General features: G+C 42.2%; 12 protein-coding genes. 5 read left to right on the top strand and 7 right to left on the bottom strand.

Annotation, left to right across the window (positions count from 1 at the left end; genetic code table 11):
• Window positions 1–144: 144 nt before the first annotated feature.
• From ACJJIY_RS13380 to ACJJIY_RS13365, 4 genes are all read left to right on the top strand, one after another.
• Entirely contained in the window at window positions 145–615 is a 471-nt protein-coding gene (locus tag ACJJIY_RS13380; RefSeq protein ID WP_445358076.1) for a hypothetical protein, read from the top strand.
• Window positions 616–811: 196 nt separating this feature from the next.
• Entirely contained in the window at window positions 812–2035 is a 1224-nt protein-coding gene (locus ACJJIY_RS13375) for a hypothetical protein (RefSeq protein ID WP_444897801.1), read from the top strand.
• Between the two features lie 350 nt (window positions 2036–2385).
• A complete protein-coding gene (locus ACJJIY_RS13370; protein ID WP_445358075.1) occupies window positions 2386–3609 on the top strand; it encodes a hypothetical protein in 1224 nt (407 codons plus the stop codon).
• Between the two features lie 487 nt (window positions 3610–4096).
• A complete protein-coding gene (locus ACJJIY_RS13365; protein ID WP_445358074.1) occupies window positions 4097–5185 on the top strand; it encodes a hypothetical protein in 1089 nt (362 codons plus the stop codon).
• Window positions 5186–5365: 180 nt separating this feature from the next.
• Here the strand turns inward: ACJJIY_RS13365 and ACJJIY_RS13360 are convergent, their stop codons facing one another.
• The 4 genes from ACJJIY_RS13360 to ACJJIY_RS13345 form a co-directional block, all read right to left on the bottom strand.
• On the bottom strand, window positions 5366–5848 hold the full coding sequence (locus ACJJIY_RS13360) for an alkaline phosphatase family protein (RefSeq protein WP_445358073.1): 483 nt from the start codon (window positions 5846–5848) through the stop codon (window positions 5366–5368).
• A 66-nt stretch (window positions 5849–5914) separates the two neighbouring features.
• The gene (locus ACJJIY_RS13355; RefSeq protein WP_445358072.1) at window positions 5915–7144 is read right to left on the bottom strand and encodes a sulfatase-like hydrolase/transferase; all 1230 of its coding nucleotides are present in this window, start codon (window positions 7142–7144) and stop codon (window positions 5915–5917) included.
• A 246-nt stretch (window positions 7145–7390) separates the two neighbouring features.
• The gene (locus tag ACJJIY_RS13350; RefSeq protein WP_445358071.1) at window positions 7391–8764 is read right to left on the bottom strand and encodes an MFS transporter; all 1374 of its coding nucleotides are present in this window, start codon (window positions 8762–8764) and stop codon (window positions 7391–7393) included.
• Window positions 8765–10553: 1789 nt separating this feature from the next.
• Window positions 10554–10874: a hypothetical protein gene (locus ACJJIY_RS13345; protein WP_445358070.1), complete on the bottom strand. Its 321-nt coding sequence runs from the start codon at window positions 10872–10874 to the stop codon at window positions 10554–10556.
• Between the two features lie 190 nt (window positions 10875–11064).
• Between ACJJIY_RS13345 and ACJJIY_RS13340 the strand changes: the two genes are divergently transcribed.
• Window positions 11065–11601: a hypothetical protein gene (locus ACJJIY_RS13340; RefSeq protein ID WP_445358069.1), complete on the top strand. Its 537-nt coding sequence runs from the start codon at window positions 11065–11067 to the stop codon at window positions 11599–11601.
• 1033 nt (window positions 11602–12634) lie between these two features.
• Here the strand turns inward: ACJJIY_RS13340 and ACJJIY_RS13335 are convergent.
• The 3 genes from ACJJIY_RS13335 to ACJJIY_RS13325 are packed head-to-tail and all read right to left on the bottom strand — an operon-like array spanning window position 12635 to window position 18104.
• Window positions 12635–13006 (bottom strand): hypothetical protein, encoded by a 372-nt coding sequence (locus ACJJIY_RS13335; RefSeq protein ID WP_445358068.1) that lies wholly within the window; start codon window positions 13004–13006, stop codon window positions 12635–12637.
• A 5-nt stretch (window positions 13007–13011) separates the two neighbouring features.
• A complete protein-coding gene (locus ACJJIY_RS13330; protein ID WP_445358067.1) occupies window positions 13012–14409 on the bottom strand; it encodes a polymorphic toxin-type HINT domain-containing protein in 1398 nt (465 codons plus the stop codon).
• Window positions 14373–18104 (bottom strand): RHS repeat domain-containing protein, encoded by a 3732-nt coding sequence (locus ACJJIY_RS13325; RefSeq protein ID WP_445358066.1) that lies wholly within the window; start codon window positions 18102–18104, stop codon window positions 14373–14375. The genes ACJJIY_RS13330 and ACJJIY_RS13325 overlap by 37 nt, the downstream gene beginning before the upstream one ends.
• Window positions 18105–18656 lie beyond the last annotated feature (552 nt).

Here is an 18656-nt window from a genome sequence, read left to right as displayed (position 1 = left end):
CCCAGCAAAAACCTCAATTCGAGATCAAAAATCTATATAATTCGAGCCACTATCGCATTTACATGGCAACAACTAATGATTACCATTAATTAAGCTAAATTCCACTTGAAAAAACAGATTTAAGCGAGTTTCATCAAGAAGTACATGCCTACAAATTATTACAAAGCGCCTAAGGCCAACCTGGAAAGTAAAACCACTCCTGCGCCCAAAACTATATCCTTCCTCATTGCCCTGAAAGCTACTGCGCTAACCTGTGTCGTATTGCCAACTATTATTGCAGTTTTTTCCTTGCCAGGTGCTTCCGGAATTCAGATTCTTAGTGGCACAGTCCCCATGCTGACATTCTATCTGATGACTACTTTGATATCCTTAATCGCCACCCTAACCTACGGGAAGCTTATTGAGTACTTCCTGTTAAAGATGCAGAGATACAACCGAGTTTCTATGATGTTGGGTGGTGCTCTTCCAAGCATTCTCCTTTGCTGCGCAGGAATAGCAACAACAGAATCAGGTTTCTTCGGTCTCGCATTTATTATCGCTTTATACTCAATTCCCATTGCCTTTTTATGCCATTATTTTGTTGAAAAATCTGGCAAAGATGTAAAGAGCGCATAAAAGAACCTGTCACTTCCCCCTCCCTCAGACGAAGAATTAAGGACCTCTGATCACCTTTAGGAATTTCTTCTCAGAATATTGATAGTTAATTCCCAAGGAAAACACCCTGCCCATAATCAAAAATCGGAGGGTCATCCTATAACGTCATCCAATATCATTTTAACGATAGTGCTTTGGATGTCAGTGGTAGCTTTGGGTGAAAATAATTCAAGTAATTACCCAGGGATTTGAGAGCCGTCTTTGCCTAACCAGCTATTCAGCAGAGTCCCAAATCGACAAACAGGCAGTAATCCGCTTGATAGAACTTAATATGTTGATTTGTAAGGAAATAGATATGAAAACTTACGCCTCCATTGCTGCGGCAGTCGCTATAGCCATCAGTGGGCACGCTGCCGCCAATACTACCATTGTCAATCAAAATGGCGTCGGGAATTCAGCCCTGTCCAACCAGGTTGACCCATCCACGTCAGGAAACTTTGCGATATTCACACAAATCGGTGACAACAACTCATCGACCACATCTCAGGTAGTCAACACTACGAATAGTGTTATTAACAGCACTCAACTTGGAGACAACAACACTGTTTCATCGATTGATCAAAGCGATGCTACTACATCAACTGTTACCGTACTGCAAAATGGCCAAACCAATTTGTTTAATGCGCTTCAAATTAGCACTACTTCAAGCACTTCAACAACGACACAAACTGGCACCTCCAATCAATATACCACCGTACAAACTAATTCATCTTTGGATAACACCGTAATCACCCAGAATGGTGACTCCAACATGGGTTCCATGGTTCAGTCATCCTCCTCTGGGAATGGGCTTTTTATTACCCAGCTTGGAACAACTAATACCGCAGGAGCAGCTCAATCAACTGAGACTTCCGGCACCATCACGGTACTTCAAGATGGCACATCAAATATGTCGGGAAGTACACAATCTCTCGGAACAGGGAATACTCAAAGTACAACCCAGGTGGGAACGAGTAACACCTCATTAGTTCTTCAATTTACCAGTGTCGGAGATTCTGCTGAATTAATACAGGAAGGTGATTCAAACGATGCAGATATTGAACAAGATTTAGGCGCGGGCAATAGTCTCTACGCTGAACAACTAGGCACCACCAATACGGTCATGACCTTTCAAACTGGTGCGGGTAACGATGGTGAAATTCTCCAGGATGGATTAAGTAACTCAGCAGATCTATCACAGGATGGCGACTTGCTCGTAGCCTATATAGAACAAATCCAGACTTCGAATACTGCAACAATTACCCAAACATCAACCAACAATAATGCCAGTACTATGCAGATGGGTTTCGCCAACACCCATGACACCACCCAGGCAACAAGTGGAAACTCAGCAACTGCTACCCAGCTAGGTACCAGTAATACAGGTACCATCTTGCAGTAATTTATCGGCCGGCTCCTGTGAGACTCAAGCTGGAGCCGGCCAAACCTGATGATATAGTGATATTTACTTTGCTATAGTAAATCTTTCAACAATTAAAGCCCCCAGGTTTTTCCCCGCCCCTATTTTAAATGCATAAAAGAAATGACTAACGTAATTAGTCACTTCTTTTTTACACAAGACAAGCTGCAATATAGGCCTGCAACTATCTCTTTAGGGATTTCTTCTCAGTAGATTGATAGTTATTTCCCAAGGAAAACACTCTGCCCATAATCAAAAATCGGAGGGTCATCCTATAACGTCATCCAATATCATTTTAACGATAGTGCTTTGGATGTCAGTGGTAGCTTTGGGTGAAAATAATTCAAGTAATTACCCAGGGATTTGAGGGCCGTCTTTGCCTAACCAGCTATTCAGCAGAGTCCCAAATCGACAAACAGGCAGTAATCCGCTTGATAGAATTTAATATGTTGATTTGTAAGGAAATAGATATGAAAACTTACGCCTCCATTGCTGCGGCAGTTGCTATAGCCATCAGTGGGCATGCAGCCGCCAATACTACCATTGTCATTCAAAACGGTAATGGAAATACAGCAACATCTAACCAGAATGATCCATCAACATCTGGCAACTTTGCAATATTTACTCAAACTGGCGACAACAACTCATCCACCACCGCTCAGACAATCAACTCTACAAACAGTATTATCAATAGCACACAAATAGGTGATAACAACACCGTTTCATCAATTAGTCAATTTGACACCACCACTTCAGCCATTAATGTACTGCAAAATGGCCAAACCAATCTCTTTTTTGCCATGCAAAGCAATACGATGACAAGCACATCAATAAGCACACAAAATGGTACATCTAATGAAATGGTAATTACACAATTTGAATCCAACTTAGATAATATGGTTGTTACCCAGACAGGAGATTCAAATATAGGCGTGCTCGGACAAGACCAAACATCTAATACTTCCCAAATTTTAAATCAGCAGGGAATCTCAAACGTAGTCGGAGGCATTCTAGCTAACGAGACGTCTAGTATTGGCATAATTTTCCAAGATGGAACCTCGAATATTGCAGACTCTATTTTTGAAAATGGTTCGGGGAATTATCAAAGTACCATACAGCTAGGCCTTAGTAATACATCATTCGCTAAACAATCCTCTGCATTTAACAACACTTTTAATCTGCTACAGGATGGTGACTCTAATGATGCCCATGTTGTCCAGGAGTATGGCTCCGACACCTCCATTGAGGTCATACAGCTTGGCACAACTAACATGGTAATGACGGACCAGACTGGATCAACTAATGAGGCAGGACTTGAACAAGATGGCCTCAGTAACACCGCAGACCTCTCTCAAGATGGAGACCTACTTGTAGCCTTTATGGAGCAGGTTGGAGATTCTAATGGAGCTACGATTACCCAAACCTCTACGATGAATACCGCTAGCACCATACAAATGGGCACGACAAACACCCATGACACTACCCAGGCAACAAGTGGAAACTCAGCAACTGCTACCCAGCTAGGTACCAGTAATACAGGTACCATCTTGCAGTAATTCATCGGCCGGCCCCAGTGAGCCTCAAGCTGGAGCCGGCCATACCGGATGATATCGAAAGATTTAAATTGCTATAGTAAATCTTTCGATAATTAAAGCTCCCGAGTTTTCCCCGCCCCTATTTTAAATGCATAAAAGAAATGACTAACGTAATTAGTCACTTCTTTTTTACACAAGACAAGCTGCAATATAGGCCTGCAACTATCTCTTTAGGGATTTCTTCTCAGTAGATTGATAGTTAAATCCCAAGGAAAATACTGCTCACCTGACCGAAAATCGTTAGGTCATCCTACACCATCACCCAATATCATTTTAACGGTAGTATCTTGGGTGTCAGCAGTAACTTTGGATGGGAACAATTCAAGTAATTACCCAGGGATTTGAGAGCCGTCTTTGCCTAACCAGATATTCCGCAGCGTCCCAAATCGACAAGCAGGCGGTAATCCGCTTGATAAAGATTAATATGTTGATTTGTAAGGAAGTAGATATGAAAACTTACACCTATATTGCTTCGGCACTTGCTTTAGCAATCAGCGCGCATGCTGTCGCCAATACCACGATTGTCAATCAAAATGGCACCGGGAATACAGCAACAGCCAACCAAGCTGACCCCACCACGTCGGGCAACTTCGCGATATTCACTCAAACCGGCGACAACAATTCATCAACCACATCACAGATAACCAACTCTACAAATAGTGTTATCAACAGTACCCAAATTGGCGACAACAATACCGTTTCGACGATTGAGCAAGATAATGCGATCACATCGACAATTACTGTACTGCAAAACGGTCAAACTAATTTATTCGATGCCACTCAAACCAATACCACATCGGTAACTTCGACAACCACACAAATTGGCACTTCCAACCAATTCACCACAACACAACTCAATTCCTCCCTCGATACAGCCACAATCACCCAGAATGGTGATTCAAACACTGGATCTATTATTCAATCAAACTCTTCGGGGAATGGACTTGTTGTCATCCAACTGGGAACGACTAATGACGTAGGCGGTACCCAGTCAAGTGAAACTTCTAGCACCGCCACCATATTTCAGGATGGCACATCAAATATGGCTACCTTTTTTCAGGTCGCCAACGGATCGGGGAATATTCAGAGTACAATCCAGTTAGGGACAGGTAATACCTCTCTCATAACACAATTTACATCTACCGGTGGTACTGCCGAGCTAATACAGGATGGCGATTCAAACGATGCTGATCTTGGACAGCAGGACGGCCTCGGTAATAACCTTTTTGCCGAACAACTGGGTACAACCAATATGGTTTTTGCCATTCAATTTGGTGACAGTAACGATGCTGAGATCGAACAGGATGGCTTAAGTAATTCCTCTACGCTATTCCAGCTTGGAGATTTACTGGTTGCCGATGTGGAACAGATTGGAGATTCTAATACGGTTACGATTAACCAATCAATGACGATGAATACCGCCAACATTATGCAAATGGGCACAACAAACACCCATGATACCACCCAGGCAACATCTGGGAACTCTGCAACCGCTACGCAAGTGGGCACTAGCAACACCGGCACAATCTTACAATAATCCACAGGCCGGCCTCCAGAATCACGAGCGGGGCCGGCCATTTTGTTTGATCTATCGAGGCCTGTATCTCAAGAGAATGGCTCCCGCCACCCTGTTTAATAGCCGTCAAAATATTACATACTTAAACGGCTCAAGCATAAATCCACTCGTAGAGTTAAAGCTACATTTCAGGGTTCAACTCTAAGGCCAGGGATACTTACCAGTACCCTCTTTCTCAAACTGCTCTAACTTCTCTTTGGCTTGAGGTAAAAGGTCATAGATTGGCGGATTGTTGGATATAAAACCGATCTTGAATTGTGGGGGATACTTAATGAGTTCTTTCATGTAGTCCCCTGCTGTTGTCATCACCGGTACAAGCATTGGCAAATGACGTACACCGATACTGACATCTTCCTGAGGATTGGAATAAAGGTTAAATAATATTGCCCCACCACTCTCAACAAAAATGGGACCACTGAACCCGCCCCAGTTTCCCCTCTGTACGACACCATTTTCGATTTCTGCCGTCCATACATATTTGAACTCATCAATACGCATGGCAGAAAAATACTGATTCATCGTATAGGGCCGACTACGGCGTGCAGACTGGCCATTATCCGCCAACAGCATTCCCGTTTGATCGATACCATCGATATATCGATCTTCACTAACAAAACTTGCCACCTCCCTACCGGGCTTGCCCGCTATTGAAATTGCTGTGTTAAAGAGATCAGCCAGATCAAACAACCCTTAAGTTCGGCGCAGCTCTATCATCCCCTTCCAATAGGCAAATGTCGGCACTCTTACTCCACCCTCCCAGCTCGTACCTTTACAACCCCGGAAAGGGGTTCGGCCATAAGGAGGAACCTCGCACTCGGGGCCATTATCCGAGGTGAAGAAAATCAGAGTGTTATCCAGCTGGTTTGTTTCCTGCAAAGCACTAAATAGCTGTGCAAGTACATAATCCATATGTACCATACAGTCGCTATATACTGTACGAGCTCGCGATTTCCCTGCCCACTTATCAGATGGATAATTATCAAAGTGGCAACCTCGGGGGGCGTGATACAAAAAGAATGGCTTTTCAGAGCTTTTCATTTGCCTAATGAAATTTACACTGTAATCCATCCACTGGTCATCGAGCACCTTGATAGTGTCCAGGTCAATCAGATGGAGATCTTCACACCGTTCCGTGTCCTGCGGCGTGCAATGAACCTCACTATGACTAAATGGCTCCTTCTGCATCATGGCAAAGCGCTCTGGAGACAGCGCCACTTCTGGATTGAAATAAACGTCCCGCCATTCCGTATACATATCTGATACACCGAGAAACCCTCGGTAATCGTCATAACCAATATTCTGCGGTAGTGAGCCCTTATTCTCTCCCATATGCCATTTACCGACCCCCTGGGTCACGTAGCCTAACTTTTTGAGTACCGCCGGCATAGTTACCGCTCCGTCCAAGCCACCAGCCTCACCGTACATAGGGGGGCGTAGGATTCCATGGTGTAGCGGATTTTGGCCGGTATGAATCGTAGCCCGTGTTGGCGAGCATGAAGGTGTTGAATAGGCAGAGGTTAAGATAAGCCCCTCATTCGCCAACTTATCCATGGTGGGTGTAGCATTGCCGACAGCAATTCCTCCTCCGTTAAAACCAACATCCATCCAGCCCACATCATCAAGTAAGAAAATCAATATGTTAGGCTTTTTTCCAAACTTCTCCTCCAAAAGAGCCAGCTTCTGTCTAGCTTGCTTTTCCTCTTGCGGATGCTGGATTACCGGATACATATTGTCAGCCAGCTTTACAGGCTTTAAATGCAAAAATTGATCCGGATGGCTGTATCCTGGTGCAGAAGTTGGCCCCGTAGTACTTCCCCGTAAATTCTCTGCCAGAGCAATGGGGCCTGACACCATCAAGATTACAACAAGAGATACAACAAAAGAATTATCAGCCAAGAACCGCAACCAAGACAATTTCATATCCGAGATCCATTTCGTATAAATTTACTATTAGCAATCTCTAAGAACTCAGCCCTTCCTGAGCCGCCAATATTAAACGGCTAACAACCCATACGAGTTAACATCGCTAATACTTGTTGAAGGATAGCCCCGACCACTCGCCCTATCCCTTGCAGTCAACATTTAGAGAGAATGAAAATAGGAAACACGCTCCTAAAGACCGATAAGAAACCGTATTGCCTAAGAGGAATCTAAGCAGCGCGTTAATTACCTTCTCTGGGGCTCCTGAAAGAAGAAAATTGCAATCAAGAACCCTATAAGGACAATAAATCCATCTACCAGTAGTGCCCGGTTCACACCGGTGGCAATATCCGGCGCTGACGCCAATATGGCTGAATTGATCCCCAAACCCACAGCACCACCTAAAAAACGGAACATATAGACAACAGCACCAGATAAACTGGATTTACTGGCCTCCACAGAAGTTATTGCGGCAGTCACAGCGGCAGGGCTAAATATACCTAACCCAATGCCAATCAATAACATGCCCGGTACAAAGACCAGATAGACGATATGATTACCGTGAACCGAGAGCATAAAAAGCCCCAGACTCATCGCCAGAGCACCTGAGCAGAGCAGCAGCTTTGGGCCAAGCCGTTCATGAATTGCTCCAGATACAAAGGCAAAAACGCCAGAAGAGACCATAGCTGGCAACAAAGCCAATCCAGCCTGAAATGCGGAATAATGATGCACGCTAATAAAAAGCAGAGGGATATAGACAAGGATTGCAAAGAACGCGATAGCGACAAAAAAGACACTAATTCCTGATACCATAAAGACACGATTAATTACCAGACTCGCTGGAATAAGTGCATCCTCCGCCATTCGCTTCTCGACAAGTATAAAACTCATTGCAGCGATTACAGATATAACCAACAAGCAGAACACCAAAAATCTAGAAACACTAGGCTCAACAATAAAATCCAAGGCGAGCAGAAATAAAAACAGCGACAGGGAAAGAGTCAATATACCCAGATAATCAATGTGATCCTCTATTTTTTTATGCTCCTCCGCCGGGTACTTTAAAACGTACAAAGACACCACCAAAGCAGCAATTGGAATATTTATAAATAAAATCCAACGCCAGTTAAAAAAATCTGACAAGATCCCACCAACAACTGGCCCACAGGCGGTAGCCACACCTAATGCCGCCAAAACAAATCCGCCAACAAACCCTGCCCGATCAGATGGCAATAGGGTGTAAGCCATGCCCAATAAGGCAGACCAAGCTAAGGCGCCCCCCAACCCCATCAGTGCTCTGGCGACCAACAACACCTCTATTTCTCTAGAAAGACCTCCCAGTAGTGATGACAGACAGAAAATTACAATCCCAATCAGGAATGTATTTCCACGCCCATAAATATCCGCCAAACGTCCACCAGTTACTATAATGACCCCATAAGCCAAGGCGTAGGCATTCACTACCCAGTGCACAAATGATAGGCGTATAGAAAAGGTTTTAGCGATAGCGGGGAGAGCCGGTGAAAAGGCGGTAAAATCACTAGCGATTAGGAATACTGTCAGAAAAAGGATTAATAGGCCCCAGTATTGGCTTGTAGAAATACCACTTACTTTTACCATTTTATTCGCACGAGCAATTTAAGTGCCTAAAATTTACACTTTAGTCTATATTCTAGAACTATTTTTCCTGAGCATCGTTTCACCTCTAGAGATTACTCATTTTATCAATGAAGACAACCACAAAGAAAAGTAAATATTTATAACTATATTTCTCATAAACTCTTAATCAAGCTACAAGTAATATCTTAGCACCTCACAATGCATATTATATCAATACACCCCCTACAAATAAAGTTTACGCCACAACGGCCAAGCTCTACGTGTTGCCGCCCCCTACGAGCCCAAATTATAATGAAAAATTAAAATAAGATAATCAAAAAGGATTACACCTCGAATAATGAGCCCTCCAAAAATTAACCCCTTGAAAACACCAATAAATCACCACATTAAAATAAAGCTAAACCGCTAATCTTTAATTATAAATCAATAGCGACTGGTAGATTTAGCACAAACCGTATGGTACTGCTGAATTTTTCTCAATGGATATTAAGATCGGGATAGTGGAGACACCAATACTTAGTAGAATCTGCCTAACTCCAACTTCAGCCTATATTGAAATCAACAGGCTCGAACCCTAAATATTTCACTTTACTAGATCACGAAATTAGAAAGGAAGATTCATTTTAGCAGGCATCTGAAATTCTGATACTTGCCTTTGCTCCAGAAAGGCTTATACTAAAATTCAAAAGAACCTAAAAAACAAGCATCCAATTTTCAAATACGCATACAACAACTGCTGTAATTTTTTGCGGCAATATTCCATCAAGCAATTTCCACAGCATTATTATTCAACAAGCATAAATTGAAACATCTGAGAAACAGTCAGTATCATCCTTGCAACTTCAAACATCCACTTTATTACCAGAAATTAGAGCAGTTGTTGCCAGGGTAAAACTCCTCTGAAATACTCCCTCAGCCCCTGCATTAACTATGCTGAAATCTTATCTTCCCAGAGCAGTTATCTGTATTTGATGAACACCATATCAAAAAAACATCTTCATTCTGCGAAGTCGATTATACTTTTGTTACAGTAGAACCTCTGGTAAGGTATCCTTCACCAGCTTAAGTATTTATCGAAAGAAGCAAAAACAATAGAGTCAAATAGTTTTTTATATAACCCTCCGTAGGCTTAAGATCAATTTAACGATGTTTAAGCAATTCCACAATATCCCGTCACCTTAGAAAGACTAAGAGAGGTATAAGGGATAGCTAGCTATGGCCAGAGCCTACAATTGATGCTTACGGTAAATCTTTAAGTGATCTGTATTCTAACGCAGCTAAATAGGTTTATTTAAGGCTACAGATCTGTGTTTTTGCGATCTGTAAAAAACCAACATCTGAATATAATAATAGAACTCTCTTTCAACTTGCCCTCTATTTGGCTGGACGGGTAATATTTAGCGCCCATATAACGACTTCTTGTTAGTGACAATATCTGCAATACCATAGCCGATATCTCAAAGCTCGCTTATTGAAGTAGGCAGAAGACAAGAAAATGTAGAATAAATCTAGACTAAATGCCATAAACAAGGAGTATACAGCATCGATAATTACTGGTGCTTTCTTTCCGTAACATGCAAATAGGTTATGGCCTGATTCCTAACTGCTATCATTTCTTACTGTTTTATCCACGTTTACTATATTTTTTCTTGTAGTATAACTATGACTCCTTTCACTTAAACTTTGTGCCAAACTAAAAGAAAAGTACAGCCAGGGAGAGCGCTACCTGTTATCTCTAGCGCCTCCCTCCAATCAATGACTAATGTTAATTAATCATTGCTATCACAACTTAGTGAATTCTGATATAAAGAATCTGAGGATCTTTTCCGCAGCCTGTTGTAACCTCAGGATCATATGTCACCAGCACCTCTCTATCCCCCATTAGGGCAGCCAAGGTGATAGAGAGAATATCAGAAGATCCTTCGTCATCTTTTATTCTAAACGTTAATCGCTCCTTCGTTGCATTACTCTCTAGCTGCACAGTGCGGCAATTCGGTACTCGGTGCCCTTCAGTAAATATGATTTTACCTTTAACGTTTGTTGACTCAGCTAGAGTACAAGAGGCAAAAGCCATCAAGAATATACCACCAACAATCCTAACCAGATTCACTTTAATTAAACTCCATTTAATATTAAAAATAGAATTATCTCATTATATCCAAATAAAATTCAACATTTTGTTTGATAAGCAGACAGATTCTGGACACCCACCAAAGGAAGTATACACCGCCAGTCCTATTGACAAAAGAGTGAAACCCCACAAATACTGTATGTTAATCCAGTAAACAGGTGTATAACCGATGACTCTACCGCGAAGCACCCAGATATCTCTTGACGCAACGCCTTATTACCACTGCGTATCCCGCTGTGCACGGCGAGCATTCCTTTGCGGTCGGGATGCCGTATCCGGGAATGATTACGAGCATCGGCGCGAGTGGATTGAAAACCGTATACTTAATTTGGCTGAGGTTTTTGTCCTTAATATTGCTGCCCATGCCGTAATGAGCAATCACTACCATGTGGTTCTCTACATTGACAAAAAATCTGCTGATAAGTGGTCTCTTTTAGAGGTGATTACTCGCTGGCAAAAACTATTTAAAGCGTCTAGGGAGTCTCTGAATAACTCCGTAATACCTCTGCGGGCCTTGAAGGCTGCAGATGTTAGGCGCAGCTCGCCGCGAATGGCCGTAGCCCTTGGCAAGAGCTGCAACGCAGCAGATGCGGCCTTCAAGGCCCGCCCTTCGGGGCTTGCAGAGCGATTCACGGAGTTGTTTAGAGGCTCCCTAGTTTGGCTCAGCGCTATCTTAAAGGCGATACCCTCGACTGCTGTGAGCTGAACACACTAAAAGAAATCACTTCGATATGGCGGGAACGCTTATCGGATATCAGCTGGTTTATGCGCTGCTTAAATGAGTCTGTCGCTCGCCAGGTTAATGCTGAAGACAGGTGTACAGGCCGCTTTGATTCAATAACGTATTAGTGCGGCAGTCTCAGGCAAGCAGCCCAAAAATCTCCTTCCATTTATCGGCGGTGAGCGTTTGAATATGCCGAACGGGCTATCTTTTCAGCTGGATCACTATCTGGAGCTGGTAGACTGAAGCGGGCGGCATCTAGACCCAAGAAAGCGCGGAGCCATTGCTGAAAATACTCCTCCCATACTTAAACGGCTGGGTATTTAACCTGAACACTGGCTCTATCTCAACCAAAATTTTGAAAGTCGCTTTAAAGGTTTGGTAGGGTCTGCTGAGGCCTTACGAAGCGCTTGTCGGCGCTACCTTTCTGCTACACCTTGCTAACTCCCTCCCACTCCCTCAATACTTTTTCTCAAAGCCACAGTTTTTCTAAGCCCAAGCATAAACCTTTAACATTTCCCCTCACTTTAACTATAAAGCAGAAAGAAATAGCCGCTGGAGCTAGCGCCAATACTGCTAGCGTCTCTTCCTAATCTATGGATGTCCTAGTTTGTTTCTTCTGCCAAAATTCGGATTTGCTCTGGGTGTTCATTGAGAATTCCTGATCATTAAAAACCAGGAGAGTAGAGAAAAGTTGGTTGGTATTTTAGGTGGGGTTGCTTGATCGCTTACACTCAACGGGCATATCAATAAACCCATAACACCGTCGATTGTTAGCGAATTATTTCTACGACACCCTGAAAATTCTAAAACATTCTCTCACCTATCACTTCCTCCAGCTTAGCTAGAAATCACCGTCTCCAGGTTCCAAGTATGATTCATAATCATTTAATCAAGGACTTATACAAAGCCAGAAAGAAATGATCACCAAGGAGAGCACTAGCACCTCCACTAGTGTCCCCCCATGATCCACGGTTGCCTTTAATTTAGCCTTTAATAAGCTCCATATATACGATAACTAAAGACAGCTTACATGATTACCATTGTTAGTTTCTGTGACAACAATTCCTCCCCCCTTTTGTAGAAGAAGGGTGAATACACCATCCTTCATGAAAGCAGCGCGTACATAGCGATTTCTCTCTCTCAAATAATCAGCATAACTAATATAATTTTCACTATCATCTAAATCATCCTCTGGATCAGGGCCATTACATTTGTCAACAAAAAGCAGGCCGGCATCAATAAACAAACGCAGCCATAACAAACCTACATTCAAATATAGAGCGTGGACATTCCCGTCCCGATCACTAGGAATTGCTAATATTTCATTACACTGCATTCCGTAGATTTCCGATATTTCAGTTTCATCATCTTGTCTGTATATATCCACTTTTCTCACAGCCCCTTTGGCATATTAAGTGCTGCACCTTTCTTTGATGCATCAAGGAAAGTAAGAAACTCACCATTGCTGTACCGAATAACAACCGCATCCCCTAGCCGACTGTACTGTGCATCTTTAACTTCTTTATACCGTCCCGTTTTAGTTACACCTTCTGAAACCACCTTTTCAATAAAAGTTTTCATGGCAACTTGGGTCTCAAGCTTTTTTGGGCTTTTAGGGATTTCAATACCGAGCTTTCTCGCTGTCTCTCTAATATGATGAGAATGGCTTCTAAATTTTGACAGAGCATTCTTACCATAAGACACAACTCCAGAGAAGGAAACATCACATATATTATGAACCCAAATATCCGTCTTACCAACAAAATAAGTATGGTCCGTATCTACAGTAAAGTTATAGGCATACTGTGGTGAATCATTAACAGTTATGCCAACAACTTTAATCGCACTTTCAGGAGAGGATCCTGCAAAGACGGTATCAACCCCGATTTCACCTGCCGGCAACCACCCCTGCCCAGCGATATAGAAGGGGTGTTCCGCGGTAGTAGTAATCGTTTCCTGAATACCATTCTCATCAATAACTGTAAATGTAATAGTTTCCTGGTGCCAATCCTTAAAGGTATCAGTAACTTCCCGCCAGCTTAGCTCACCGGTAATATCATTTTTGGACAAAACAATATCGCCCACCTGAACTTCAATGATGGCTTTATAGCCATTCTGAGTAAGAACAAGTGTCTCTGGAGTAAAGCTACAGCCTCCACCCTTTTTGTAAAGCTTTGCTACTCGATTGAATTTCTGCAAAGTTTTGGCTGGGTTTAGCATACCAACTGCTGCTTCACCCATTGCCCCAGTCAGATTAAGAGAGCCAGTCTCTGCATAATTCAGCGCTGCGGTCAGGGCCACATCAGCAGCAAACTTAATAGCAAAGTTTAAGAACTCCCCATCCGGGTCATTATATTTATAGGGGTTATTATTCGCATAGGCGTAGCGGTTCATTCCCTGAATAGGGTTTCCTCGCTCTAAATGCCCCAGATACCCCACCGGGTCCATAGAGTAAAAGCGGCCAATTAGTGGATCGTAATAACGGGCCTGCATATAGACAAGTCCCGTATTGGCATCCTCCGCATGCCCCGTATAACCGCGGTGATTCAGGCTTTGCTCATCACCCGCTTTTTTACCATAGGGCTCGTAGGATTCCCTCCATAGAAGCTTGCCTTCTTTATCAGAAGCCGCCACGGGGGAACCCAACATATCATTATGGTAAAAAGTTAATTTTTCTTCTGCCGCAGCAAATGTGGAGAAAAATAAAACACATAACAGAATAACTGAGGTCATTATACTTTTCATCATTCCTCCTAATTCAGCAGTGATGTAATTATGGGCATAATCCACTCCACCTTCACCCTACAATTACCTTGGGCATCAGAAAATGAAACACAATCATCCCTTCTGGTTATTAGCTCTCCATTAAGATAGTAATACTCACTGACATTTCCATTTGTGTCTATCTCTGCCATCAACTTTCCAGCGAGGTTATACATGGAGACATACTCGCCTCTTCCCGCATAGTTAATTACTCGCTTATTATGAGCATCATACTCATAAACCCAGTCGTCAGCTTTTTCCGTCTCTCCCATACCCAAAACATTATCCGCAAAATCATAAATAAAGTGATTTCTCGAGTTATAGGTGATATTGCCACGGCTATCATGCTCATAAGCATATTTATAAGCACCGGATACTGCGCTCAGCAAATTATTGGAATCATACGCATATACCAAAGAAGCGCTTCCGGCTTTCTCTCTTCTATCTATATTTCCAGAATCAGTATACCTATAGGTGTAATCTCCCCAAGGACCACTGGCCTTAGAAAGCCTATTCAAACCATCATAAGTAAAGTGGTCTTTCCTACCGCCGTCAATATAATCGGTAATGGACTCGATATTATTCAAGCTGTCGAATTCATATTTTAGATTTACTGCACCCGGTACAGTAATCCTATCAACCCTCATTTGAGAATCCACGCCATAGCTTTGAGAAAGCCCGTTACTAAAATTAATGGTTTCAATAGCACCGTTTGGATGGTAATCCACACTATTTACCAAGTACCTGGATGGTTTTTCAGAGTAACTGCTAAACAACGCGCGATCTCTGCTCAAGCTATCAGTAGAAAAACTCACTGTTTCCCCCGACGGATAAGTTATCGTGTCCACACTTCCCTGGGGATTGTATTTATATGCCAAACTATGGCTATTCCCAGAGACAGATAGCTCCTCATTTTTTAAATTACCATCTTGATAATAACTGTAGTACCAAGAACTCAACTCATGAGTAGGATTTTCTACATCATCTAGCCGCTGGGCGCGTTTCATTGCGCCGTTTTTATAGTATTCAAAAAATACATCATAAGTGGACGCTGGGTAGTCAATACTTTTCAATCGGCCACTTTTTGTATAATCGTATTTTGCAATCTGCGACCGATTATTATTGTACCATTTTTCAATAATCTGGCCCTTTTCGTCCAGAGAGGCATTAACAATAATTTCAGGCCGTGTAATCTTCTCTATATAGCGAGTACCCGGCTTATAATGGTAGGTTTCAGTCACCCCACCTTGTGTTACAGAATTTATAACACCTTTTGCATTGCGCACATGCGTAGTCTTGACAAAGCTATTAGATCCCGCTGACTTTTCTCGATATAGATTTTTTAGGTAGGTCTCACTAGGGCTACCATAAACATCAAAATCCATAATTGTTGTTATACCTTTTTCATTCGTCGTCCGCAGTCCATAGCCAATTGAGGGTTCACCGGATTGTATACATGCAGATCCGTAACAAATATTCTTACTTTTCCCGGTTGTTGTGTTGGTTACCTTACTAAGACGATCAAGAACGTCGTAATATTGTCTAACGCCCTTTGTTTGGCCTTCGCTCTCAGAAGGCCAAGAAGTAAAGTAGAGCGCACCCCGATTTGTATATTGCTTAGTACTAATAATTGGCTCGGATACATAATTGGTATCCCAAACTTTACTATATTTTAAATTACCTAGGGCATTGTATTTCTCTATACTCCTATAGCTGCCTTGAGTGGTGTTTTTTTGAGTTACTGAGGGCCAAGTAATCACCATATCTGCCCGACCCGGCCTTTTTTCCTTAGAGATCCGGTTTAAAGAATCATACTCATACTCAACCCAATTACTCTCAGCGTCAGTAATACGTTTAGTGTTTCCAAAATAGTCCACTACAACTTTGGTTGTATTTTCATCGGCATCTTTTAACTGCCTTGGAACCCCTCGATAATAATCGCTATAATATTCACGCTCCAAAACACCGCTGACAGTTCTAGTAGCCTCTTTTACATTTCCATTACTGTGGTAATAGAAAGTTTGTGTCAACTTATTATCTGTTACAGTTTTAACTTTATTCTTCTCATAGGTATAGGAGGTAATATCTGAAACCCCATCTACAGAGGCCTTCTTCACCTTGCCAATAAACCACTTATCCAAGTCATTATGATAGGTATACCGTGCAACTCTAGACCTAGTTCCAGTTTCGGATATCTTCTGTGAATTACCCAACTTATCCTGCCCGGAAAAAATCATACTGAGAGTTTTTCCATCTAACTCGCTCGTTATACTTTTCACCCAGCGAAGTGTTTGGCTACTGACATGTTCTCCTTCAAGAAAGGTTCGCCCTATTCGCCCGGCACGCCCCCAGGTATAACTTTTCTTTAAAGCCTTTTTCCCGTCATCATAGACCGTATGGCTCCTTAACAGACCGTGCTGCCAAACATTCCTATGATAATCAAGCACATCCTTTCGGTTACCCGACACAATCTCAGTTCTTGAAATACTGTTATTTTCCTGCTTACTTAAGGTAAAAGTTGCGGAGTGCGTTGGGATATCACTGCCACTTACCGTTCTCGTGAATATCACTGGCACCTTGCCGCAACAGGCATTTAACCCCCAGAATTTTTTGTCCAGTGCGGTGTATGTATAACTTACTTTTGCACCCGCTGGACTCTTAACCTCTTTAATAGCATATAAATATTTAGAAGTTATAGTAGAGTTGTATTTTTCTGGAAGGACACCAAAAGTTGAGTTACTCCAGCGTCCTTTTGGGTGTTTATCGTGTGTGATAACCCATTTAGAATTATCCGGCAGGATAATTTCCTCTAGATATTTTGAAGTGGTCGTAGCACTTTCATATTTAAAATTCCATACACGGCCGTTAACAGTTATTTTCTCTAACTTTGGATTTATTTCGGATGAGTGAGTAAAATCAATAAGCCGGCCATCATTAGACTGGATTTTGTCTATTATCTTCCGTGTATGGTAAGCGGGTAATTTTGTTGCCGCCGAACTGTCATAGTATGTAAACGTAAGTTTATTGCCCCATGGATCATAAATCTTACTTGGATAAATAGTTAAAAATGCCGGGTAATCTCTATAGCTAAAAAATCCCATTGTTGCACTAAGTACATTGAACTCATAGGTAATAGCATCGGGAGAAATCACCTTAAATGTTGCACCATTATCTGAGCAGTAAACAATATAATTGGATGAAGTTAAGTACTTGACTCCAGACGGGTAGATATCGGCCGATGCATCTCTCTCAAGAACCACTTGCGGGGCCATTCCTGGAATCACTAAACTGATAGGGCTCCTTTTACCATCTGGAACCCCGTGATAATCACTTCCTTTGGTATATGGATCTTCACAAGCTTTATTTCTATTGTTGTAGCTCCCTCTTGTGTGGCCATATACATGAGTTCTCGCGGCAATTTCTATGCGCGGAATTTCTAAATCCCAGCTTCCCAGATTATAGAAACCGCTTTCTGTGCTTTTTTTAAATGAGAAATTTACCCCCATATCCAAACCACCTTGTCCAGGTAATGATGGCCCGGGAATTTCCCAGTAGCTTGAACCTGTACGAAGGTCTAAGTTTTCCCCAGGAAAACTGGGGAAAGGTGCATCAGCAGTCTGTGAAAGGCTCGATTCGTAGACTCCAGGATCTTGGTACACATCTTCAGCTATGGACCCAGATGAGATTAGTAGTAAAAAAATATAAAATAAAATCTTATTCATACCCCCTCCAAAAAAATAACAATAATAGGCTTTTAGAATAAATGATCGGCATTCTAGCTAAGTGATGGAGTAATGGCTATCTTACAAGTTAAAATGGTACAGGGGTTTCTGTTTTTACAGCGGCATTAGCGTATAGCCAACCACTTGATATTCCCCAAAGCAATTACTAAACATTGCGATTAAATATGCTTTCTTTTTAAGCTCGAAACCTATTGATATCAAGTTAAATCATATTAACCGGAGATATTTTCGAGAAATTAGATGGTAGGAATCCATCCGTGTGAGGCCGTGCCCACAACACAACTAAAATTAAACTACGAATAATAATATATTTTAACGGTGGCTTTTTACATTGGCACCTGAACGCCTACTAGCCTTTAGCATTGCAATAAGAACACCATAGAATGCATAGCTATCCACCATTCTTTTGAGCGAGTGACCGCTCCATAAGCATCTACGAAGGCATCAAGTGAAAAGTTGGTAACGCCGCTGATATTCAGAAGTATCTTTCAATAGGAACTAGGTAAGTTTCAATACGAACTTGCGGAAATA

This window comes from Microbulbifer maximicatervae (SeqCode) (genome assembly GCF_052468155.1).
This window is presented reverse-complemented; position numbering and strand designations above follow the sequence as displayed.